The sequence below is a fragment of the Micromonospora sp. DSM 45708 genome (assembly GCF_039566955.1).
In the GTDB taxonomy this organism is placed as follows: Bacteria; Actinomycetota; Actinomycetes; order Mycobacteriales; family Micromonosporaceae; genus Micromonospora.
Genome location: NZ_CP154796.1, coordinates 3,223,554 through 3,248,898, shown reverse-complemented (window position 1 = coordinate 3,248,898; position 25,345 = coordinate 3,223,554). Strand labels below are relative to the sequence as shown.

Sequence of the window (25,345 nt, the reverse complement as noted above, 5' to 3'; positions counted from 1 at the left end):
CGCTCGCGGCGGCGTACCGGCCCAGCCTGCGCACCTCACGGCGGCGTCCCTGCTAGGGGCGGCCCTAGGGGCGTCCTAGGGGTTGTGACCCGTCTGGCCAGGCAATTACCTTCCTCACCGTAAGTGAGACCTGGTGGGCGTCGGTCAACGCTATTCGTGATCGCGCCGAACGGTATTGGGTCGCCTGTTGTTCCGGCCCGAAAAGGTGGCGCTGATGGCGACTGAGGACACCCTCCGGGAATATCTGAAATGGATGACCGCCGACCTGCACCAGACCCGGCGGAAGCTCGGCGAGCTGGAGGCCGCGAACCGCGAGCCCATCGCCGTCGTCGGCATCGGCTGCCGGTTCCCCGGCGGGGTGCGCTCCCCGGAGGACCTGTGGCGGCTGGTCGACAGCGGCACCGACGCGGTCTCGACGTTCCCCACCGACCGTGGCTGGGACCTGGAGCGGCTCATCCACCCGGACCCCGACCACCCCGGCACCTCCTACGTCGGTGAGGGCGGCTTCCTCGACTCGGCCACCGAGTTCGACGCCGGCTTCTTCGGCATCAGCCCGCGTGAGGCGCTCGGCATGGACCCGCAGCAGCGGCTGCTGCTGGAGACGTCCTGGGAGGCGTTCGAGCACGCCGGCATCGACCCGGCGACGCTGCGCGGCCACCAGGTCGGCGTGTTCGCCAGCACCACCGGCCAGGACTACGCGGCGCTGCTCCAGACACCCCCGCCCGGCGTCGAGGGGTACGTGCTCACCGGCACCGCCGCCAGCGTCGTCTCCGGCCGCATCTCGTACGTGTTGGGCATCGAGGGACCGGCCGTCTCCGTCGACACCGCCTGCTCGTCGTCGCTGGTCGCGATGCACCTCGCCGGTCAGGCGCTGCGGCAGGGCGAGTGCACGCTCGCGCTCGCCGGCGGCGCCACCGTCATGTCCACCCCGGCCGCGTTCGTCGGGTTCAGCCGCCAGCGCGGCCTGGCCGCCGACGGCCGGGTCAAGGCGTTCGCCGCCGCCGCCGACGGCACCGCCTGGGGCGAGGGCGTCGGCGTGCTGCTGCTGGAACGGCTCTCCGACGCCCGCCGCAACGGCCATCCGGTCCTCGCCGTGATCCGGGGCAGCGCGGTCAACCAGGACGGCGCGTCCAACGGGCTCACCGCCCCCAACGGCCCCTCCCAGCAGCGGGTCGTGCTCCAGGCGCTGGCCAGCGCCCGGCTCGCCCCGGAGCAGGTCGACGCCGTGGAGGCGCACGGCACCGGCACCAACCTCGGCGACCCGATCGAGGCCACCGCGCTGCTGGCCACGTACGGGCAGGGCCGGCCGGCCGACCGGCCGCTGCGGCTCGGGTCGGTGAAGTCGAACATCGGCCACACCCAGGCCGCCGCCGGCGTCGCCGGTGTGATCAAGATGGTGATGGCGCTGCGCCACGAGCGGCTGCCGGCCACGCTGCACGTGGACGCGCCCACCCCGCACGTCGACTGGTCCGCCGGCGCGGTGTCGCTGCTGCGCGAGCCGCTGCCCTGGCCGCCCGGGGAGCAGCCCCGCCGGGCCGGTGTCTCCTCGTTCGGCATGAGCGGCACCAACGCCCACGTGATCGTCGAGGAGGCCCCACCGCCGCCGGAGCCGGCCGCCGCCGCCCCGGCGACCCCGGACGCCGAGGCCGCCGCTCCGCCGGACGCCGCCACCGCGTCGGGTGCCGCCGCCTCGCCGGTGGCCGGTCCGGCGCCGGTGCTGGCCGCCGGTCTGGTGCCGGTGCTGCTCTCCGCACGCGACGCCGCCGGCCTGGCCGCCCAGGCCGCCCGCTGGGCCGACTGGCTCGACGCCGGCGAAGCCCACCAAACCGCCACCGACACCCTCGACGGCGGGACCCCGCCGCTTGTCGACATCGGCTGGTCGTCGGCCACCACCCGGGGCGCGCTCGACCACCGGGCCGTCGTCCTCGCGCCGGACCGCGACGCGCTGCGCGCCGGACTGCGTGCCCTGACCGCCGGCGACACCGCGTCCGGCCTGGTCACCGGCGCCGGCCCGCGCGGCGGGCAGGTGGCGTTCCTGTTCAGCGGGCAGGGCGCGCAGCGCGCCGGGATGGGCCGGGAGCTGGCCGCCGCGTTCCCCGCGTACGCGGACGCGCTCGCCGAGGTCTGCCGCGAACTCGACCGGCACCTGCCCCGCCCGCTCGGACCGATCCTCGCCGCCGAACCCGGCACCGCTGACGCCGCCCTGCTGGACCGGACCGAGTACACCCAGGCCGCGTTGTTCGCCGTCGAGGTGGCCCTGTGCCGGCTGCTGGACTCCTGGGGCGTGCGGCCGGACCTGCTGGCCGGCCACTCCATCGGCGAGGTGGTCGCCGCGCACGTGGCCGGCGTGTTCAGCCTCGCCGACGCCGCCACGCTGGTCGCCGCGCGCGGGCGGCTCATGCAGGAACTGCCGGCCGGCGGCGCGATGCTCTCCGTGGCCGCCGCGCCCGCCGACGTCGAGGCGCTCCTCGCCGGCGTCGACGGGCCGATCGGCGTCGCCGCCGTCAACGGGCCGGCCGCCGTCGTGGTCTCCGGCGCCGCCGACGCGATCGCCGAGGTCGAGCGCCGCGCCGCCACCCAGGGGGTACGCGCCAAGCGCCTCACCGTCAGCCACGCGTTCCACAGCCCGCTGATGGAACCGATGCTCGCCGCGTTCGCCGCCGTGGTCGACCGGCTGGAACGGCACGCGCCGGCCCTGCCGATCGTGTCCAACCTGACCGGCGAGCCGGTCGACCCGGACGAGATCCGCACCTCCGCGTACTGGGTGCGGCACGTCCGGGAGACGGTCCGCTTCGCCGACGGCGTGACCCGGCTGCGCGCGCTCGGCGCCGGCACGTTCCTGGAGGTCGGGCCCAGCGGCGTGCTGACCGCGCTGACCCGGGAGCTGACCGGCCCGGACGCCACCGCCGTGGCGCTGCTGCGCCGGGACCGGCCGGAACCGGAGGCGCTGCTCACCGCGCTCGCCGAACTGCACGTCGCCGGCGTTCCGGTCGGCTGGCGGGAGCTGTTCGCCGGCGCCGACCCGCACCGGGTCCGGCTGCCCGGGTACGCGTTCCACCGCCAGCGGTTCTGGCCCGAGCCGCCGGCCGCCGCGCCCGCCACCGAGGCGAGCGGCGCGGACGCCGACTTCTGGGCCGCCGTGGAACGCGCCGACATCGACGCGCTGCGCGACCAGCTCGGCGCCGCCGCCGGCCCCGACCCGGTGGAGACGCTGCGGCCCGCGTTGCCCGTGCTCTCCGCCTGGCGTCGCGGCCGGCACGACCGGTCCGTGGTGGACGGCTGGTCGTACCAGGTGCGGTGGCAGCCGGTCCCGGTCGCCGAGGGGGACCGGCCGACGGGCCGCTGGCTGGTGCTGCTGCCCACGGACGCCCCTCCCGGCTGGGCCGACGACCTGCCCGCGCTCGTCGACGACGCGACGGTGCTACGTCTCGGCGCCGACGACCTGGACCGCGCCGCGCTCGCCGGCCGGCTGCGTGCCGCGATCGGTGACGCGCCGGTGGCCGGCGTGCTGCACCTGGTCGCCGGTCAGGACCGGCTGCTGCCCGAGCACCCCGGCGTCAGCGTCGCCGCCGCCACCACGCTGGTGCTGCTCCAGGCGCTGACCGACGTCGACCTCACCGCGCCCGTCTGGTGCCTGACCAGCGGCGCGGTCAAGGCCGGACCCGCCGACCGGCTCACCGACCCGGTGCAGAACCTGGTCTGGGGCCTCGGCCGGGCCGCCGCCGTGGAGCAGCCGCACCGGTGGGGCGGCCTGATCGACCTGCCGGCCGTGCCCGACGACGCCGTGCGCCGCCGCCTCGCCGCGGTGCTCGCCGGTGGCAGTGACGAGGACCAGGTCGCGGTCCGCGCCGGCGGCGTCTGGGGTCGCCGGCTCGTCCCCGCCCCCGCGCCGGAGCGGCCGGCCGGCGACCGGTGGGCCGACGCCACCGTCCTGGTCACCGGCGGCACCGGTGCGCTCGGCGGACACGTCACCCGCTGGCTGCTGGACCGGGGCGCCCGGCGGGTCGTCCTGGCCGGCCGGCGCGGCGCCGACACCCCCGGCCTGGCCCCCCTGCTCGCCGAGCACGGCGCCGACGGGCGGGTCACCGCCGCCGCCTGCGACATGACCGACCGTACGGCGGTCGCCGCGCTGCTCGACTCGCTGCCGGACCTGACCGCGGTGGTGCACGCCGCCGGCACCGACCAGCTCACCCCGCTGACCGGCACCACACTCGACGAGTTCGCGCACGTCGTCGCCGGCAAGGTGCTCGGCGCGCTGCACCTCGACGAGTGCCTCGCCGACCGGCCGTTGGCCGCGTTCCTGCTCTTCTCCTCCGTCTCCGGCACCTGGGGCAGCGCCGGACAGTGCGCGTACGGCGCGGGCAACTCGCTGCTCGACGCGCTCGCCGTGCACCGCCGCGACCGGGGGCTCACCGCCACCGCCGTGGCCTGGACCGCGTGGGGCGGCGCCGACGGCATGGCCGCGAAGAACGCCGCCACCGAGCAGCTGCACCGGATGGGTCTGCCCACCATCGACCCGGCGCGGGCCCTGGTGGCCTTGGACCGGGCGCTGGACCGCCCCACCGCCGGCGTCACGGTCGCCGACGTCGACTGGAGCCGCTTCCACCCGGCGTTCACGCTCACCCGGCCCAGCCCGCTGCTGTCCGAACTGCCGCAGGTCCGCGCGCTGGCCGATGCCGAGGCGGCGCGGGACGCCGCCGCGCCGGCCGGCGTCACCGAGGCGCTGCGCCACCTGGCCGGCCGGCCCGAGGCCGACCAGGAGCGGGAGCTGCTGCGGCTGGTCGACGAGCAGACCGCCCGGGTCCTCGGCCACGCCACCGCCGACGACCTGCGCGGCCGGCCGTTCAAGGATCTCGGCTTCGACTCGCTGACCGCGGTGGACCTGCGGACCCGGCTGAACGAGGCCACCGGCCTGCGGCTGCCGTCCACCCTGGTCTTCGACCACCCCACCCCGGCCGAGCTGGCCCGGCACCTGCGGGTCACCGCGTTCGGCGCGGACGCCGCCGCGCCGGCCGCGCCGGCCGTCACCGCCGGCGCGGACGAGCCGATCGCGGTGGTCGGCATGGCGTGCCGGTACCCGGGCGGCGTGGACGGCCCGGAGACGCTGTGGCGCCTCGTCGCCGACGGCGTCGACGCGATCGGCGGCTTCCCCACCGACCGGGGCTGGGCCGTGCCGGCGCCGGACAGCGGCTACACGCCGGCCGGCGGGTTCCTGCCCGAGGCAACCGGCTTCGACCCGGCGTTCTTCGGCATCTCGCCCCGCGAGGCGCTCGCCATGGACCCGCAGCAGCGGCTCACCCTGGAGGCCGCCTGGGAGGTGCTGGAACGGGCCGGCGTGGACCCGACCGGCCTGGCCGGCAGCCGTACCGGGGTGTTCGTCGGCGCGTCCACCTCCGGCTACGGCACCGGGCTGACCGAGGTCCCCGAGGGCACCGAGGGCTACCTGATGACCGGTGGGGCGCACAGCGTCATCTCCGGGCGGGTCGCGTACACGCTCGGGCTCGAAGGGCCGGCCGTCACCGTGGACACCGCCTGCTCGTCGTCGCTGGTCGCGCTGCACCTGGCCGGGGAGTCACTGCGCCGGGGCGAGTGCGACCTGGCGCTGGCCGGCGGCGTCGCCGTGATGGCCACCCCGGACACGTTCGCCGAGTTCTCCCGGCAGGGTGGGCTGGCCGCCGACGGCCGGTGCAAGTCGTTCGCCGCCGCCGCCGACGGCACCGGCTGGTCCGAGGGCGTCGGCATGCTGCTGGTGGAACGGCTCTCCGACGCCCGCCGGCACGGCCACCGGGTGCTCGCGCTGGTCCGCGGCTCGGCCGTCAACTCCGACGGCGCGTCGAACGGCCTGACCGCGCCGAACGGGCCGTCGCAGCAGCGGGTGATCCGGGCCGCCCTGGCGGACGCCGGGTTGTCCACGTCGGACGTGGACGTGGTGGAGGCGCACGGCACCGGCACCACGTTGGGTGACCCGATCGAGGCGCAGGCGCTGCTCGCCACGTACGGGCAGGACCGCGAGACGCCGCTGCTGCTGGGGTCCGTCAAGTCGAACATGGGTCACGCGCAGGCCGCTGCCGGCGTGGCCGGCGTGATCAAGATGATCCTCGCGATGCGGCACGCGACCGTGCCGGCCACGCTGCACGTGGACGCGCCGTCGCCGCACATCGACTGGTCGGCCGGCGCGGTGGAGCTGGTGACCGAGGCGTGTGCGTGGCCGGCGGTGGACCGGCCGCGTCGGGCGGCGGTGTCGTCGTTCGGCATCTCCGGCACCAACGCCCACGTGGTCATCGAGCAGGCCGACACGCACGTGGGCACCGAGCAGCCCGACGCGCCCGCGTCGGAGTTGCCGGCACCGGCCGGGCTGGTCCGGACCGACGCGGTGCTCTGGCCGCTGTCCGCCCGCTCGACCGCGGCACTGACCAGCCAGGCGGAACGGCTCGCCCGGCACGTCCGCACGCACCCGGACCAGCCGCCCGCGGCGGTGGCCTGGTCCCTCGCCTCCACCCGCGCCGCGCTCGACCAGCGCGCCGCGATCGTGGGCACCGACCGCGACGAGCTGCTGGCCGGGTTGGACGCGCTGGCGTCCGGGGCACCGGCGGCGAGTGTCGTGACCGGTACGAGCATCGAGCACGGTGCGGGTCCGGTGTTCGTGTTTCCGGGTCAGGGTGGTCAGTCGGTGCGGATGGCGGCCGGTCTGGTGGGTCGGTGCGCGCCGTTCGACGGTCGGCTTGCCGAGTGTCAGCGGGCGTTCGCGCCGTTCCTGGACGTGGATCTCGTGTCGGTGTTGACCGGTGCCGATGACGCCTGGTTGGACCGGGTGGAGGTGTTGCAGCCGGTCCTGTTCGCGGTCGGGGTGTCTCTGGCGGAGGTGTGGCGGGCTGCCGGGATCAGTCCGGCGTTGGTGATCGGGCATTCGCAGGGGGAGATGGCCGCCGCGTGTGTGGCGGGGGTGCTGTCCCTCGATGACGCGGCGAAGGCGGTGATTCTGCGGGCCCGAGCGCTGTCCACTCTTGCGGGTTCCGGCGGAATGCTCGCGGTGGATCTGCCCGAGCACGAGGTCGCCGCGCGGATTGAGGGGCTGGCGGGCACGGTGGTGGCGGTGCTCAACGGTCCCGGTCATGTGGTGGTGTCGGGGCCGCCTGGGACGCTGGCCGACCTGCGTCAGCGGTGGGTGGGTGAGGGGGTGCGGGCCAGGCCGGTGCCGTTCGACTACGCCTCGCACAATCCGGCGGTGGAGCGGATCCGGGATCGGATGCTCGCCGATCTGGTCGGGCTGGCCCCGCAGGCGGGGCAGGTCCGGATGGTGTCGACGGTGACCGGGGACTGGGCCGATCCGGAGAGCATGGACGGGGAGTACTGGTACACGAACCTGCGGCAGCCGGTGCGGTTCGAGCAGGCGGTGCGCACCGCCATCGAGGCGGGGCATACGACGTTCGTGGAGGTGTCCGCGCATCCGGTGTTGACCATGCCGGTCACCGCGATCCTCGACGACACCGACACGGCGGGGCACACGTTGTCGACGCTGCGCCGGGGTGACGACGACCCGACCCGACTGCTGACCAGCCTGGCCACCGCGCACACCATCGGCCTGCCCGTCGACCTGAGCGTCGTGCTCACCCCGACCGACACGATCGACCTGCCCACGTACCCGTTCGCGCGGGACCGGTACTGGCTGGCGCGCGGCGGCACCGGCCCGGCCGGGCTGCCCGCCGCCGGCCTCGACGCGGTCGACCACCCCTTGCTGCACGCCGTGGCCGACCTGCCCGGCGACGAGGGCCTGCTCTTCACCGGCCGGCTCACCCTGGCCACCCACCCCTGGCTGGCCGACCACGCCGTGCTCGGCACCGTCCTGCTCCCCGGCACCGCCCTGGTCGAGCTGGCGTCCTGGAGCGGACGCGCCGTCGACACCGCCCACGTCACCGAACTGGTCCTGGAAGCGCCGCTCGTCGTCCCGCCCACCGGCGGCGTCGACCTGCGGGTCCGCGTCGGGGCCGCCGACGGCGACGGCTGCCGGCCGGTCACCATCCACTCCCACCTCGACGACGGCGGCGACACGCCGGGCGCCGGGCGCACCTGGCAGCGGCACGCCACCGGGGTGCTCGCCCCCACCCGCCCGGTCACCGTGGCCGCCGGCGGGGCCTGGCCGCCCGCCGACGCCGAACCGATCCCGCTGGACGCGCTCTACCCGCACCTCACTGAGCAGGGATACGGCTACGGCCCGACGTTCCGGGCGCTGCGTGCCGCCTGGCGCAGCGGCGACGATCTCCTCGCCGAGGTGTCGCTCGACACCGACGCCCCCGCCGACCCGTTCACGTTGCATCCGGCGCTGCTCGACGCCGCGCTGCACACCATCGGCGCCGACGCGCTGCATCGCGCCACCACGGCCCCGACCGCCGCCGACGGACCGGCGAGCGGTGCAGCGGCGACGGGCGCGCACCCGGCCGCCGGGCCCGGGTTGCCGTTCTCCTGGACCGGGCTCGCGATCCAACCCACCCGGGCCCGGGAACTGCGGGTCCGGCTCACCGCCACCGAGGGCGCGGTCGCCGCCACCGTCACCGACACCGGCGGGGTGCCGGTCGCCTCCCTCGACGCGCTCGTCCTGCGCCCGATCAGCGCCGACCAGCTCGACACCGCCCGCCGGACGGCCGCCCGGTCGCTGCACCGACTCGACTGGATCACCCCCGAGCCGGGCGACCGCCGCCCGTCCCGCCTCGCCGTGCTCGGCGACGCCGACGAGTGGCCCGGCGTCGAGGCGTACCGGGATCTCGACGACCTGGTGACGGCCGTGACCGGCGGCGCGGCCCGGCCCGACGCGGTCATCGCCACCGTCATCGGGCAGCGCGCCGACGAACCCGACCCGGCCCGCGCCGCGCACCTGCTCACCCACGAGACGCTGGCGCTGGCACAGGACTGGCTCACCCGCGAGACACTCGCCGGGACGCCGCTGGTCGTGATCACCCGGGGCGCGGTCCGCGCCGAACCCGGCGACCGGCCGGCCGACCTGCCGGCCGCCGCCGCGTGGGGGCTGATCCGATCCGCCCAGTCCGAGAACCCGGGCCGCTTCGTGCTGCTCGACCTCGACGACGACCCCCGCTCGTCGGTGGCGCTGCCGGCCGCGCTCGGCACCGGCGAACCGCAGCTCGCGCTGCGCGCCGGCCAGATCCGCGTACCCCGGCTGGTCCGCCTCGGCCCGCCGCCGGAGCGGCCCGAACCGGACCTGTCCGCCGGCACCGTGCTGGTCACCGGCGCCACCGGCGCGCTCGGCCGCCTCGTCGCCCGGCACCTGGTCACCCGGCACGGCGTGCCGCGCCTGCTGCTGGCCAGCCGCAGCGGCCCGGACGCGCCCGGCGCGGCCGACCTGGTCGCCGAGCTGACCGCGCTCGGCGCCGCCGCGCAGGTCGTCGCCGTCGACGTCAGCGACCGGGACGCGCTCGCCGTGCTGCTCGACGAGATCCCCGCCGACCGGCCGCTGGTCGGCGTGGTGCACGCCGCTGGCATCCTCGACGACGGCGTGCTGCCGGCGCTCACCCCGGCCCGGTTCGACACCGTCCTCGCGCCCAAGGTGGACGCCGCCTGGCACCTGCACGAGCTGACCGAGAAGCTGGACCTCGCCGCGTTCGTGCTGTTCTCCTCCGCCGCCGGCTTGTTCGGCGGGCCCGGCCAGGCCAACCACGCCGCCGCGAACGCGTTCCTCGACGGGCTCGCCCACCACCGCCGGGCGCGCGGCCTCGCCGTCACGTCCATGGCGTGGGGGCCGTGGGCCAACCCGGACGAGCCCGGCGGGCCGCAGGGCCACGTCGACGAGCGGCGGATGAGCCGGGCCGGCTTCCGGCCGCTCGGCCCGGACGAGGGCATGGCGCTGTTCACCGAGGGACTGCGCCACGACGAGCCGGCGATCGCGCCGGTCAGCCTGGACCACGCGGTGCTCGGCCGGCTCGGCCCGGCGCTGCCCCGGCTGCTGCACGGCCTGGTCCGTACCGCCGACGCCGGACCGGCCGCGAACCCGGCCGGCGACGCGGCGGCGGCGCTGCGCGACACGCTCGCCGCCACCGCCGAGGCGGACCGCGACCGGGTGCTCTCCGACCTGGTCCGCACGCACGCGGCGGCGGTGCTCGGCTACGCCTCGATCCGCGACGTGGACGAGGAGAAGGGCTTCGTCGAGCTGGGCTTCGACTCGCTGACCGCGGTGGAGTTCCGCAACCGGCTCAGCGCCGCCACCGGGCTGCGCCTGCCGTCCACGCTGATCTACGACCGGCCCACCACCGCCGCGATGGTCACCCACCTGCGCGGCGCGCTGCTCGCCGAGCGGAGCACGTCCGCGCTGTCCGTGCTCGGCGAGCTGAACAAGCTGGAGAGCGCGATGCGCGCCATCGCCGACGACGACACCGACCGCGCCGCCGTCGCCGTCCGGCTGCGCGAGCTGCTCTCGCTCTGGACGTACGCCGACGGCGGCGCCGACGACCCCGCCGCGGGTGACGGCAACCTCAGCTCCGCCAGCGCCGAGGAACTGTTCCACCTCCTCGACGACGAACTCGGAACCGCCTGAGATGCCCCGGACCTCTGATCCCGATACGGAGCGCCCCGATGCCCACTGAGGCAGAGTTCCTCGACTACCTCCGCCGCGCCACGACCGACCTGCGCGAGGCGCGGCGGCGCGTCCGCGAGGTGGAGGCCAAGGACCGCGAGCCGATGGCCATCGTGGGCATGGCCTGCCGCTACCCGGGCGGCGTGCACGGCCCGGACGAGCTGTGGCAGCTCGTCGCCGACGGCCGCGACGGGGTGGGTGACTTCCCGACCGACCGGGGCTGGGACCTGGAGCGGCTGTTCTCCGTCGACCCGGACAACCCGGGCACGTCCTACACCGACAAGGGCGGCTTCCTCTACGAGGCCACCGAGTTCGACCCGGCCTTCTTCGGCATCTCGCCGCGCGAGGCGCTCGCCATGGACCCGCAGCAGCGGCTGCTGCTGGAGAGCACCTGGGAGGCGTTCGAATCCGCCGGGCTGGACGCGCAGCGGCTGCGCGGCAGCCGGACCGGCGTGTTCGCCGGCGTGATGTACCACGACTACGCCTCCCGGGTGCTGGACCTGCCGGAGGGGGTGGAGGGCTACCTCGGCACCGGCAACTCCGGCAGCGTGGTGTCCGGACGCGTCGCGTACACGTTCGGGCTGGAGGGCCCGGCCGTCACCATCGACACCGCGTGCTCGTCGTCGCTGGTCGCGGTGCACCTCGCCGTGCAGGCGCTGCGTCAGCGCGACTGCGACCTGGCGCTCGCCGGCGGCGTCACCGTGCTCTCCACGCCCGGCGTCTTCGCCGAGTTCTCCCGCCAGCGCGGCCTGGCCGCCGACGGGCGGTGCAAGTCGTTCGCCGCGTCCGCCGACGGCACCGGCTGGGCCGAGGGCGTCGGCATGCTGCTGCTGCAACGTCTCTCCGACGCGCAACGCGACGGCCGCCGCATCCACGGGATCATCCGGGGCAGCGCGGTCAACCAGGACGGCGCCAGCAGCGGCCTGACCACCCCGAACGGCCCCAGCCAGGAACGCGTCATCCGGCAGGCCCTCGCGAACGCGCGGCTGTCCCCGGCCGACGTGGACGTGGTCGAGGCGCACGGCACCGGCACCACGCTGGGTGACCCGATCGAGGCGCAGGCGCTGCTTGCCACGTACGGGCAGGACCGCGACGGGCGCGACCCGCTGTGGCTCGGCTCGGTCAAGTCGAACCTGGGCCACACCCAGGCGGCGGCCGGCGCCGCCGGCATCATCAAGATGGTCCAGGCGATGCGGCACGGCGTGCTGCCCCGCACGCTGCACGTGGACGAGCCGTCCCCGCACATCGACTGGTCGGCCGGCGCGGTCACCCTGCTCACCGAGGCGCGGCCCTGGCCGGAGTCGGACCGGCCCCGCCGGGCGGCGGTGTCGTCGTTCGGCATCAGCGGCACCAACGCGCACGTCATCGTCGAGCAGCCGCCGGCCGTCGACGAGCCCGAGCCCACGCCCGGCACGCCGCCGCCGCTGGCGCCGGTGCTGCTCTCCGCCCGCGACCCCGAGGCGCTCGCCGCGCAGGCCCGCCGCTGGGCCGACCACGTGACCGCCGACACCCGGCCGGTCGACTGGGCCGCCGCCGCCCGCCGCCGCACCAACCTGGACGCGCGGGCCGTGGTGCTCGCCGCCGACCGCGACGAACTGCTCGCCGGGTTGCGCGCGCTCGCCGATGGTGAACCCACCCCGACCGTGGTCACCGGCGCGGCCGCGCCGCGCGGCCGGGTCGCGTTCCTCTTCTCCGGGCAGGGCGCGCAGCGCGCCGGCATGGGCCGCGACCTGTACGCCGCGTTCCCCGTCTTCGCCGCCGCGCTGGACGAGGTCTGCGCGCACCTGGATCCGCTGCTGCCGCAGCCGCTGAAGCCGGTGCTGTTCGGCGACGGCGACCTGCTGGACCAGACGCAGTTCACCCAGGCCGGCCTGTTCGCCGTCGAGGTGGCGCTGCACCGCCTGGCCCGCTCGTTCGGACTGACCCCGGACTACCTCGTCGGCCACTCGATCGGCGAGCTGGCCGCCGCGCACGTCGCCGGCGTGCTGTCGCTGGCGCACGCCGCGCGGCTGGTCGCCGCGCGCGGCCGGCTCATGCAGGCGCTGCCCGCCGGCGGCGGCATGCTCGCCGTGGCCGCCGCCGAGGCGGACGTGACCGCGTCGCTGGCCGGTGTCGCCGGGCAGGCCGGCATCGCCGCCGTCAACGGGCCCGCCGCCGTGGTGGTCTCCGGCGAGGCCGAGGCGATCGACGCGCTCGCCGCGTACTGGGCCGACCGGGGCACGCCCACCCACCGGCTGCGGGTCAGCCACGCGTTCCACAGCGCGCTGATGGAACCGATGCTCGCCGAGTTCGCCGCGGTCGCCGCCGGACTCGACTACGCCCCGCCCACCGTGCCGATCGTGTCGAACCTGACCGGCCGGATCGCCGGGCCCGACGAGATCACCACCGCCGACTACTGGGTGCGGCACGTCCGCGAGGCGGTGCGCTTCGCCGACGCGGTGGACCGGCTCGCCGAGGCCGGCGTCGGCACGTACGTCGAACTCGGGCCCAGCGGCGTGCTCACCGCGATGGCCGAGGGCGCGCTCGCCGACCCGGCGGCCGTGCTGGTGCCGCTGGTGCGCAAGGACCGCCCCGAACCCCGCGCCGTGCTGGAGGCGCTGGCCCGGTTGCACACCGCCGGCCTGACCGTCGACTGGGACGCGCTGCTCGCCGACGCCGGCGCCCGCCCGGTCGACCTGCCCACGTACGCGTTCCAGCACGAGCGGTACTGGCTGGAGCCGGTCGGCCGGCTCGCCGACGTCTCCGGCGCCGGCCTCGGCGCGGCCGGGCATCCGCTGCTCGGCGCCGCCGTCTCCGTGGCCGGCGAGGACATGGTGCTGCTCACCGGCCGGCTGTCCACCGGCACCCACCCCTGGCTGGCCGACCACACGGTCGGCGACGTGGTGGTGCTGCCCGGCGCGGCGCTCGTCGAGCTGGTGGTCCGGGCCGGCGACGAGGTCGGCGTGTCCCGGCTGCGGGAGCTGGCTATCGCCGCACCGCTGGTGCTGCCCGCCGCCGGTGGCGTCCGGGTGCAGGTGCGGGTCGGCCCGGCCGACGAGGCGGGCACCCGGGTGGTGACCGTGCACGCCCAGGCCGAGGACGACCCGGAGGCCGGCTGGGTGCGGCACGCCGAGGGCGTGCTGGAACCGGCCGTCGCCGACGAGCCCGGCCTGCCGGCCTGGCCGCCGACCACCGCCACCGAGGTCGACCTGGACGGCTGGTACGACACGTTGGCCGAGCACGGCCTGGCGTACGGGCCGGCGTTCCGGGGCCTGCGTCGCGCCTGGACCGGTGCCGGCGAGGTGTACGCCGAGATCGCGCTCCCCGAGGAGGTCGCCGGCGGCGGGACCGGCTTCGCGGTGCACCCGGCGTTGCTGGACGCCGCCCTGCACCCGATCGGGCTGCTGCTCGCCGCCGAGGGCGGCGGCCCCCGGGTGCCGTTCGCGTTCGAGGGCGTGCAGGTGCACGCCGTCGGCGCCACCGCGCTGCGGGTCCGGCTGTCCCGTGACGGCGGCGCGGTGCGCCTGGTCGCCGCCGACGACGCCGGAGCGCCGGTCGTGTCGGTGGACACGGTGGTCCTGCGGGAGATGACCGGCCTGACCGCGCCGGGTGCGGCGGCCCGGTCCCTGTTCGAGGTGTCGTGGCAGCCGGAGCCGGTGCCACCCGTGGACGACCTCGCCGGCTGGGCGGTGCTCGGCGCGTCGATCGACGGGCTGCCCGGGTACCCGGACGTGCCGGCCGCCGCCGACGCGGGGGAGGACGTGCCGCACACGCTGGTGCTGCCGGTGACCGGGGCGTCCGGGGCGGACGTGCCCGACGCGGTGCGGGTGACCGCGTCGGACGTGCTGGCCGCCGTGCAGGCGTGGCTGGCGGCCGAGCCCCTCGCCGACTCGCGGTTGGTGGTGACCACCTGCGGTGCGGTGGCCGCCGCAGACGGGGACCGGGTCACCGATCTGGCGGGCGCGGCGGTGTGGGGTCTGCTGCGGTCGGCGCAGTCGGAGCATCCGGAGCGGATCGTGCTGGCCGACCTGGACCGGGACGCGGACGCCGGGGTCGTGTCGGTGCTGGCCGGGGTGCTCGGTGACCTGCCGGGCACCGGCGGGCAGGTGGCGCTGCGCGGTGACGCGGTGCTGACGCCGCGCCTGGTCCGCGCCGCGCTCGTGCCGGCGACCGGCGGCAGCGCCGGCGGTGACGCGGCGGCGCGGGACGGTGTCGGTGCCGGCACGGTGCTGGTCACCGGCGGTACCGGTTCGCTCGGTGCGCTGGTCGCGGAGCACCTGGTCACCGGGCACGGGGTGCGGTCGCTGGTGTTGGTGTCGCGGCAGGGGCCGGCCGCGCCGGGTGCGGACGCGCTGGTCGGGCGGTTGACCGGGTTGGGTGTGTCGGTGTCGGTGGTGGCGTGTGACGTGACCGACCGGGACCAGGTGGTCCGGCTGGTGGCGGGCGTCGAAGGTCGGCTCGCCGGGGTGGTGCACACCGCCGGTGTGCTGGACGACGGGGTGGTGTCGTCGATCAGCGCGGAGCGGTTGGCGAACGTGCTCGCGCCGAAGGCGACGGCCGCGTGGTGGCTGCACGAGGCCACCCGGCATCTCGACCTGGACCTGTTCGTGTTGTTCTCGTCGGTCGCCGGGGTGCTCGGCTCACCCGGCCAGGCCGCGTACGCCGCCGCGAACGGCGTGCTCGACGCGCTCGCCGCGTACCGGCGGCAGGGCGGACTGCCGGCGGTCAGCCTGGCCTGGGGCATGTGGGACACCGAAGGCATGGCCGCGTCCCAGTCCGACGTCGACCGGGCCCGCTCCACGCGCGCCGGCCTCGGCGCCATGAGCCCTGCAGTCGGCCTGGAACTGTTCGACACCGCGCTGACCGCCGGACGGGCCACGCTCGTGCCGGCCGTCATCGACGTACCCGCCATGCGGGCCCAGATCGTCGGCGGCCGGGTGCCGTCCCTGCTGCGGGCGCTGCTCGGCCCGGTCACCACCCGGCGCCAGGCCGGCCGGGGCAACTGGGCCGACCGACTCGCCGGCCTCGACCCGCAGGAGGCCCGCGACCAGCTCGACGCGCTGGTCCGCGGCCTGGTGGCCCAGGTGCTCGGACACGGTGGCGCGGACGCCGTGCCGGCCGACCGGGCGTTCCGGGAACTCGGCTTCGACTCGTTGACGGCGGTGGACCTGCGCAACCGGGTCAACGCGGCCACCGGGCTGCGACTGCCGTCCACACTGGTCTTCGACTACCCGACGCCGCAGATCCTCGCCGGCCAGGTGTACGCCGAACTGGCCGGCGCCCGCACCGACACCACCGGCACCCCGGAGGCGGCCACCACGACCGGCCTGGACGAGCCGGTCGCGATCGTCGGCATGGCGTGCCGCTACCCCGGCGGGGTGGAGAACCCGGAGCAGCTCTGGGAGTTGCTGGCCAGCGGCGGCGACGGCATCTCCGAGTTCCCGGCCGACCGCGGCTGGGACCTGGAGTCGCTGTTCGACCCCGACCCGGACCGCAGCGGCACCTCCTACACCCGACACGGCGGCTTCCTCTACGGCGCACCCGAGTTCGACCCCGGCTTCTTCGGCATCTCGCCGCGTGAGGCCCTGGCCATGGACCCGCAGCAGCGGCTGCTGCTGGAGACGTCGTGGGAGGCGTTCGAATCCGCCGGCCTCGACCCGGCCACGCTGCGCGGCTCCCGCACCGGCGTGTTCGCCGGCGTCATGTACCACGACTACGCGTCCCGCCTGATGGAGATGCCCGCCGAGGTCGAGGGCTACATCGGCACCGGCACCTCGGCCAGCGTGCTCTCCGGCCGCGTCGCCTACTCGTTCGGCCTGGAAGGCCCCGCCGTCACGGTCGACACCGCCTGCTCTTCGTCGCTCGTCGCGTTGCACCTGGCGGTGCAGGCGCTGCGCTCCGGGGAGTGCGACCTGGCGCTCGCCGGCGGCGTGACGGTGATGGCGACGCCGGGCACGTTCATCGAGTTCTCCCGCCAGCGGGGTCTGTCCCCGGACGGCCGCTGCAAGTCGTTCGCCGCCGCCGCCGACGGCACCGGCTGGGGCGAGGGCACCGGCGTGCTGCTGGTGCAGCGACTCGCCGACGCGCAACGCGAGGGCCGCCGCGTCCTGGCCGTCGTGCGGGGCAGCGCGGTCAACCAGGACGGCGCGTCCAACGGCCTGACCGCCCCGAACGGCCCGTCGCAGCAGCGCGTCATCCGGCAGGCCCTCGCGAACGCGCGGTTGACCACGTCGGACGTGGACGCCGTCGAGGCACACGGCACCGGCACCACGCTCGGCGACCCGATCGAGGCGCAGGCGCTGCTCGCCACGTACGGGCAGGACCGCGAGACGCCGCTGCTGCTCGGCTCGGTGAAGTCGAACATCGGCCACACCCAGGCCGCCGCCGGGGTCGCCGGGATCATCAAGATGGTCCTCGCCATGCGGCACGGCATCGTCCCGCCGACGCTGCACGTGGACGAACCCTCCCCGCACGTCGACTGGACCGCCGGCGCGATCACCCTCGCGACCGCCCCGACGCCCTGGCCCGACCGGGACCGCCCCCGCCGCGCGGCCGTGTCGTCGTTCGGCATCTCCGGCACCAACGCCCACGTCATCCTGGAACACGCCCCCGCGCCGGCCGCCCCGGCCGAGTTCCGGCCCGGCGCCGCCGTCGACGCCGGCGTGATCCCGTTCGCGCTCTCCGCCGCCGACCGGGCCGCGCTGCCCGACCAGGCGGTCCGGCTGCGCGCCCACCTCGCCGCGTACCCCGAGTTCGCCCCCGCGGAGGTGGCCCACGCGCTGACCAGCAGCCGGGCGGCCTTCCCACACCGCGCCGTCGTGCTCGGCCGGGACGCCGACGAACTGACCCGCGGCCTCACCGCGCTGGTCGACGGCGAGACCGTGCCCACCGTGGTCACCGGCACCGCGCTGCGCAACCCGGCGCCCGTCTTCGTCTTCTCCGGCCACGGCGGCCACTGGCCCGGCATGGCCGTCGACCTGCTGGACTCCTCACCCGTCTTCGCCGCGTCCATCGCCGAGTGCGAGGCCGTCCTCACGCCCTGGGTCGACTGGTCGCTGACCGACGTGCTGCGCGGCGCCGACGGCGCGCCCCCGCTGATCGCCTCCGGTGTCGTGCAGCCCGCGCTCTGGGCCGTCATGGTCTCCCTGGCCCGGCTCTGGCGCTCCCTCGGCGTCCGGCCCGGGGCCGTGGTCGGGCACTCCCAGGGCGAGATCGCCGCCGCCTGCGTGGCCGGCGCGCTCTCCCTCGAGGACGCCGCCCGGATCGTCGCGCTCCGCAGCCAGGTGCTCGCCGACATCGCCGGCCGGGGCGGCATGGCCTCTGTCGGCCTGCCCGCCGAGCGGGTCGAACGGATGCTCGACCGCTGGCCCGGCCGGCTCTGCCTGGCGGTGGTCAACGGACCCGGGTCGGTGGTGGTCGCCGGCGACCCGGACGCGCTCGCCGAACTGGTCGCCGCCTGCGCCGCCGACGACGTGCGGGTCCGCCCGCTCGACGTCGACTACGCCTCCCACTCGCCTCACGTCGAGCCGGTCGCCGACCGTCTGCTGGCCAGCCTGGCCGGGATCACCGCCCGCCCGGCCGAGGTGCCGTTCTACTCCGCGCTCACCGGCCGGCCCACCGACACCACCACGCTCGACGCCGACTACTGGTACCGCAACCTGCGCCAGACGGTGAACTTCGAGCAGGCCGTGCGGACCCTGCTCGCCGACGGCCACCAGGTGTTCCTGGAGGTCGGCCCGCACCCGGTGCTCAGCTTCGGCATGCAGGAGACCATCGACGACGCCGAACACGACGCCGCCGTGGTGAACACGCTGCGCCGTGACGCCGGCGGGTGGCCACGCGTCCTGACCGCGCTCGCCGAGCTGCACACCCGCGGCGTCGCCGTGGACTGGGCCGCGGTCTGCGGCGTCAGCGCCGGCGCGCCCGTGCCGCTGCCCACGTACGCGTTCCACCGGCAGCGTTACTGGCCCGAGTCGCCGGTCCGCACCGGCCCGGTCGCGGCCGTCGAGGACCAGGCCGACCGGCAGTTCTGGGACGCCGTCGAGCGCGCCGACGCCGACGCGCTCGCCGCCACCCTCGACGTCGACGGCAGCGACGCCCGGACGCTCGGCGAGGCGCTGCCGCTGCTCACCGAGTGGCGGCAACGCCGCCGCGACGAGTCCACCGTGGACGCCTGGCGGTACCGGGTGCGCTGGACGCCGCTCACCACCGCGACCGCCGCCCGGCTGACCGGCACCTGGCTGCTCGTCGCCCCCGCCGCGTACGCCGGTGACCCGCTGGTCGGGCAGGTCGTGGCCGCCCTCGGCGAGGCCGGCGCCGGCGTGGTGCCGGTCACCGTCGGCGACCCGGACCGGGCGGCCCTCGCCGGGCAGCTCGCCGACCTCGACACCGACGCGCTCACCGGCGTGCTCTCCCTGCTCGCGCTGGACGAGACCGGCCACCCGGACCGTCCGGTCGTGCCCGCCGGGCTCGCCGGCACCCTCGCGCTCGTGCAGGCGCTCGGCGACGTCGGCTGCGCCGCGCCGCTGTGGTGCGCCACCCGGGGCGCGGTCACCACCGGCCGGGCCGACCCGCTCGACCACCCCGGGCAGGCCCTGGTCTGGGGCCTCGGTCGGGTCGCCGCGCTGGAACACCCGGACCGCTGGGGCGGCCTGGTCGACCTGCCCGCCGTGCTGGACCGCCGCGCCCGGGGCCGGCTCGCCGTCGTGCTGGCCGGTGTGGGACACGAGGACCAGCTCGCGGTCCGCCCCTCCGGGCTGTTCGGCCGGCGGCTCGCCCGCGCCGGCGGCGACACCCCGCCCGACGGCACCGGCTGGCGGCCCGCCGGCACGGTCCTGGTCACCGGCGGCCTCGGCTCGCTCGGTGCCCACGTGGCCCGCTGGCTGGCCACCGACGGCGCGGACCATCTCGTGCTCACCGGACGGCAGGGCCCCGCCACGCCCGGCGCGGCCGAACTGGAGGCGGAGCTGACCGCGCTCGGCGCCCGCGTCACGGTGGCCGCCTGCGACGTCGCCGACCCCGACTCGCTGCGCGGCCTGGTCGACCGGCTCGCCGGGCAGGACGTCCGCGTCGACGCGGTCTTCCACGCCGCCGGCGTCGCGCACGCCGGCCCGCTCGACGGCACCGACCTGGCCGCGCTCGCCGACGGCCTGCACGCCAAGGTGGCCGGCGCGGTCAACCTCGACCGGACGTTCGGCGACGACGTCGCCGCGTTCGTGCTGCTCTCCTCCGGCGCGGGCGTCTGGGGCGGCGGCCTCCAGGGCGGCTACGCCGCCGGCAACGCGTTCCTCGACGCGCTCGCCGAGGACCGCCGCCGACGCGGCCGGCCCGCCACGGCGGTGGCCTGGGGCGCCTGGGACGGCGGCGGCATGATGGACACCGAGGGCGCCGCCGACCAGATGTTCCGCTCCGGCGTCCGGCCGATGCGCCCCGACCTGGCCGTCGCCGTGCTCGCCCGGGCGCTCGCCACCGACGAGGTCACGCTCGCCGTCGCGGACATCGCCTGGGACCGGTTCCACCAGACGTACGCGCTGGCCCGCCCGCGCCCGCTGATCGAGGACCTGCCCGAGGTGGCCCGCCTGCTCGCCGCCACCCGCGGCGACGACGAGCCGGCCGAGGCGTCCCCGCTGCGCGGCCGGCTCGCCGGACTGGCCGAACCGGACCGCCGCCGCGCCCTGCTGGAACTGGTCCGGAGCAACGCCGCAGCGGTGCTCGGCCACGCCTCCGCCGAGGCGGTCGGCGCGGACCGGCCGTTCCGCGACATCGGCTTCGACTCGCTGAGCGCGGTGGAGATGCGCAACCGGATCGCCGAGGCGGTCGGGCTGCGGCTGCCCGCGACGCTGGTCTTCGACCGGCCCACCCCGGCGCTGCTGGCCGGCTGGCTCGCCGACCGGATCCTCGGCGTCACCGACGCCGCGCCCGCGCCCACCCGGGCCGTCGCCGCACTCGACGAACCGATCGCCGTGGTGGCGATGAGCTGCCGCTACCCGGGCGGCGTGGACAGCCCGGAGGAGTTCTGGCGGCTGGTCGCCGAGGGCCGCGACGCGATCGGGCCGTTCCCCGCCGACCGGGGCTGGGACCTCGACGCCATCTACGACCCCGACCCGGACACGCCCGGCACCTCGTACGCCCGGGAGGGCGGCTTCGTCACCGACGTCGGCGGCTTCGACGCCGGCCTGTTCGGCATCTCGCCCCGCGAGGCGCTGGTGATGGACCCGCAGCAGCGGCTGCTGCTGGAGACCGGATGGGAGCTGTTCGAACGCGCCGGCCTGGCCCCGGCCGACATGCGGGAGAGCAGCACCGGCGTGTTCGTCGGCACCAACGGGCAGGACTACGCCACGCTGCTGATGGCTGCCCGCGCCGACACCGAGGGCTACCAGGCCACCGGCAACGCCGCCGCCGTGGTCTCCGGTCGGCTGTCCTACACGTTCGGCTTGCAGGGCCCCGCCGTCACCGTGGACACCGCCTGCTCGTCGTCACTGGTGGCGCTGCACCTCGCGGTGCAGGCGCTGCGGGCCGGCGAGTGCGACCTCGCGATGGCCGGCGGCGTCACCGTGATGGCCACCCCCGGGCCGTTCCTGGAGTTCGCCCGGCAGCGCGGCCTCGCCGCCGACGGCCGGTGCAAGTCGTTCGCCGGCTCGGCCGACGGCACCGGCTGGGGCGAGGGGGCCGGCCTGGTGCTGCTGCAACGGCTCTCCGACGCCCGCCGCGACGGCCGCCGGGTGCTGGCCGTGGTGCGCGGCTCCGCCGTCAACCAGGACGGCGCGAGCAACGGCCTGACCGCCCCGAACGGCCCCGCCCAGCAGCGGGTCATCCGGCAGGCCCTGGCCAACGCCGGGCTCACCCCGGCCGACGTGGACGCGGTCGACGGGCACGGCACCGGCACCCGCCTCGGCGACCCGATCGAGGCGCAGGCGCTGCTCGCCACGTACGGGCAGGACCGCCCCGCCGACCGTCCGCTGCTGCTCGGCTCCGTCAAGTCGAACATCGGCCACACCCAGGCCGCGGCCGGCGTCTCCGGCGTGATCAAGATGGTGCTGGCGCTCCAGCACGGCCAGCTCCCGCCCACGCTGCACGTGGACGAGCCCACCCCGCACGTCGACTGGTCCGACGGCGGCGTGGCCCTGCTCACCGAGGCCCGGCCCTGGCCGGAGACGGACCGGCCGCGCCGCGCGGCGGTGTCCGCGTTCGGGGTCAGCGGCACCAACGCCCACGTCGTCCTGGAAGCGGCCCCACCCGCCGACGACGCCCCGGCGGAGCCGGACCACGCCGAGCCCCGGCCGCTGCTGCCGCTGCTGCCGTGGCCGCTCTCCGCCGCCGACGACGAGAGCCTGCGCGCGCAGGCCGCCCGGCTAACCGCGACGGACCTCGACGACGAGGCCGCCGCGGTGGCGCGGACGCTCGCCACCGCCCGTTCCCACCTGCGGCACCGCGCGGTGGTGCTGGCCGCCGACCCGGACACCCGGCGGGCCGCGCTGCGCGCCCTGGCGGCGGGCGAGAGCCACCCCGCCGTGCAGCGGGACGTCGCCGCACCCGGCGGCACCCTGGCGATGGTCTTCTCCGGTCAGGGCGCCCAGCACGCCGGCATGGGCCGCGAGCTGTACCAGGCGTTGCCCGCGTTCGCCGAGACGCTCGACGAGGTCTGCCAACACCTCGACGCGCACCTGCCCCACCCGCTGAAGAGCGTGCTCTTCGCGCCCGACGGCAGCGCCGAGGCCGCGCTGCTCGACCAGACCGTGTTCACCCAGGCCGGACTGTTCGCCGTCGAGGTCGCGCTGCACCGGCAGCTCGCCGACTGGGGCGTCCGCCCCGATTTGGTGGCCGGGCACTCCGTCGGCGAGATCACCGCCGCGCACGTCGCCGGCGTGCTGTCGCTGCCGGACGCCTGCACGCTGGTCGGCCAGCGGGGCCGGCTCATGCAGGCGCTGCCGGCCGGCGGCGGGATGCTCGCCGTCGCCGCGGGGGAGACCGAGGTGACCGAGGCGCTCGCCGGGCACACCGACCGGGCCGCGGTCGCCGCCGTGAACGGGCCGACCGCCGTCGTGGTCGCCGGCGCCGACGACGCGCTGTCCGCGCTCGCCGACCACTTCACCACCCTCGGCGTACGCACCAAGCGGCTCACCGTCAGCCACGCGTTCCACAGCCCGCTGATGGAGCCGATGCTGGCCGAGTTCGCCACCGTCGCCGCCGGTCTGGACTACGCCGCGCCGGTCGTGCCGCTGGTGTCCAACCTGACCGGCCGCGTCGCCGACGCCGACCTGATCCGCACCCCCGACTACTGGGTGCGGCACGTCCGGGAGGCGGTGCGCTTCGGCGACACCGTCACCCACCTGCGCGACCTCGGCGTCGGCACGCTGCTGGAGGTGGGCCCGGACACGGTGCTCACCGCGCTCGCCGGCGACCTGCTGCCGGACGGCGGACCGCTGGTCACCGGCGTGCAACGCCCCGGCCGGGACGAGGTCGCCACGCTGCTCGGCGCGCTGGCCCGGCTGCACTGCCACGGCACGCCGGTGGACTGGGCGGCGCTGCTGCCCGACGCCGACCCCGCCGCGCTGCCCACGTACCCGTTCCGCCACCAGCGCTTCTGGCCGGTCGCCGACGGCGAGCTGGTCGGCGTCGCCGCGCCGGCCGCCGCCGACCCGGTCGACGACGCGTTCTGGCAGGTCGTCACCGCCGGTGACGGCGACGCCCTGGCGACCCGGTTCGGCGTCGACCCGGACCGGCCGCTGCGCGACCAGCTCCCCACGCTCGCCGACTGGCACCAGCGGCGTCGCGCCGACGCGGTCGCCGACGGCTGGCGCTACCGGATCACCTGGCCCCGCCGGCAGCTCACCGCCGGCCCCGCCACCGGGGACTGGCTGCTCGTCGTGCCCGCCGACGCGGCGGCCGACCCGGCGGAGCGGATCGCCGCGCTGATCGGCGCGCACGGCGGGACGGCGCGCACGCTCACCGTCGACCCGGCCACCGTGACCCGCGCCGACCTGGCCGGTGACCTGCCGGACGGGCCCGGCCGGATCGTCTCCCTGCTGGCGCTGGACGAGCGACCCCATCCGGCGTACCCGGGCGTGCCGGCCGGTCTCACCGGCAACCTCGCGCTGGTCCAGGCCGTCACCGACGTCGCGCCGACCGGGCCGCTGTGGCTGCTCACCCGGCAGGCCGTCAGCACCGGCCCCGGCGACCCGCTCACCCGACCGGACGCGGCCACCACCTGGGGGCTCGGCCTGGTCACCGCGCTGGAACACCCGGCGCACGCCGGTGGCCTGCTCGACCTGCCGGCCGACCTGGACGCCGCGACCGGGGAGCACCTGCTGCGGGCGCTGACGAACACCGACGGCGAGGACCAGCTCGCGGTCCGCCCGGCCGGCGTGCACCTGCGCCGGCTGGCCCGGGCGCCCCGCCCGGCCCGCCCGGACGCCCCGACCTGGACCTGCCCGGACACCGTGCTCATCACCGGCGGCACCGGCGCGATCGGCCGGTACGCCGCCGGCTGGTTCGCCCGGCACGGCGCCCGCAAGGTGATCCTGGTCAGCCGGCGCGGCCCGGACGCGCCCGGCGTCGCCGAGACGGTGGCCGAGCTGGCCGACCTCGGCGCGCAGGCCCGGGTGCTCGCCTGCGACCTGGCCGACCGCGCCGCCGTCGCCGCGCTCCTCGACCGGCTGCGCGCCGACGGCGAGACGGTCCGCGCGGTGGTGCACGCCGCCGGCGTCGGCCGCCTCAACCCGCTGCGCGCGGTCACCACCGACGAACTGGCCGACGTGGTCTCCGGCAAGACCGCCGGCGCCCGCCACCTCGACGAGCTGCTCGACCCGGCGGCGCTGGAACTGGTCGTCTACTTCTCCTCCATCGCCGCCGCGTGGGGCGTCGGCGACCACGGCGCGTACGCCGCCGCCAACGCGTTCCTGGACGCCTGGGCGCAGTCCCGTCCGGCCGGACCGGCGCGGGTGGTGTCGGTGAACTGGGGGCCGTGGGCCGGCGGTGGCATGGTCGACGCCGACCACGCCGCCGCGATGAGCCGCCGCGGCGTCACGCTGCTCGACCGGGAACCGGCGATGGCCGCGCTGCGCGCCGCGATCTCCGGCGACGACCCGGTGCTCACCGTCGCCGACGTGGACTGGGCGCGCTTCGCCCCGGTCTTCGCCGCCGCCCGGCCCCGGCCGCTGATCGGCGACCTGCCCGAGGTGGCGGCCCCGCCCGCCGGCACCGACCCGGCCGACACCGGCGGCACGGAGACGCTCGCGGAACTGCGCAAGCGCCTCGCCGACCTGACCGTCGCCGAGCAGAACCGGCTGCTTGTCGACCTGATCCGCGCCGCCGCCGCCGAGGTGATCGGCCACGACAGCCCGTACGCGCTGGAGGCCGACCGGCCGTTCCGGGACCTCGGGTTCGACTCGCTGACCGCGGTGGAGCTGCGCGGCCGGCTGGCCCGGCTCACCGGCCTCGCGCCGGCCAGCTCGGTGGTGTTCGACTACCCCACCCCGCAGGCCCTCGCCGAGCACCTGCGCGCCCAGCTCGTCGACGAGTCCTCGGAGCGGGAACTGCCCACCGTGGAGGAGCTGGACCGGCTGGAGGAGGCGCTCACGCTGCGGGAGCGCGACGACCTCGGCCGGGTGCGGATCACCATGCGGCTGCACCGGCTGCTGGAACGGCTCGGCGCCGACGAGCCGGCGGAACCGGGCGGTGAGGTGGCCGACCGGCTGCGGACGGCCAGCAACCAGGAGCTCTTCGACCTTCTCGACCGCGATCTCGGGTTGTCCTGAGGCACGCGTGGCACACCAGGGAGCGGAATCG

2 protein-coding genes are annotated in these 25,345 nt (G+C 76.8%); both read left to right on the top strand.

The window, feature by feature from the left end; all coding sequences use genetic code 11:
* Positions 1-214: 214 nt before the first annotated feature.
* Positions 215-10,540: a type I polyketide synthase gene (locus VKK44_RS14120; RefSeq protein ID WP_343447420.1), complete on the top strand. Its 10,326-nt coding sequence runs from the start codon at positions 215-217 to the stop codon at positions 10,538-10,540.
* A complete protein-coding gene (locus tag VKK44_RS14115; RefSeq protein ID WP_458351665.1) occupies positions 10,537-25,314 on the top strand; it encodes a type I polyketide synthase in 14,778 nt (4,925 codons plus the stop codon). Before VKK44_RS14120 ends, VKK44_RS14115 begins: the two co-directional genes overlap by 4 nt.
* Positions 25,315-25,345 lie beyond the last annotated feature (31 nt).

What these genes read in the sequence shown, in the direction of transcription:
- VKK44_RS14120 (WP_343447420.1), top strand. Translation starts at nt 215, where the DNA reads ATGGCGACTGAGGACACCCTCCGGGAATATCTGAAATGGATGACCGCC.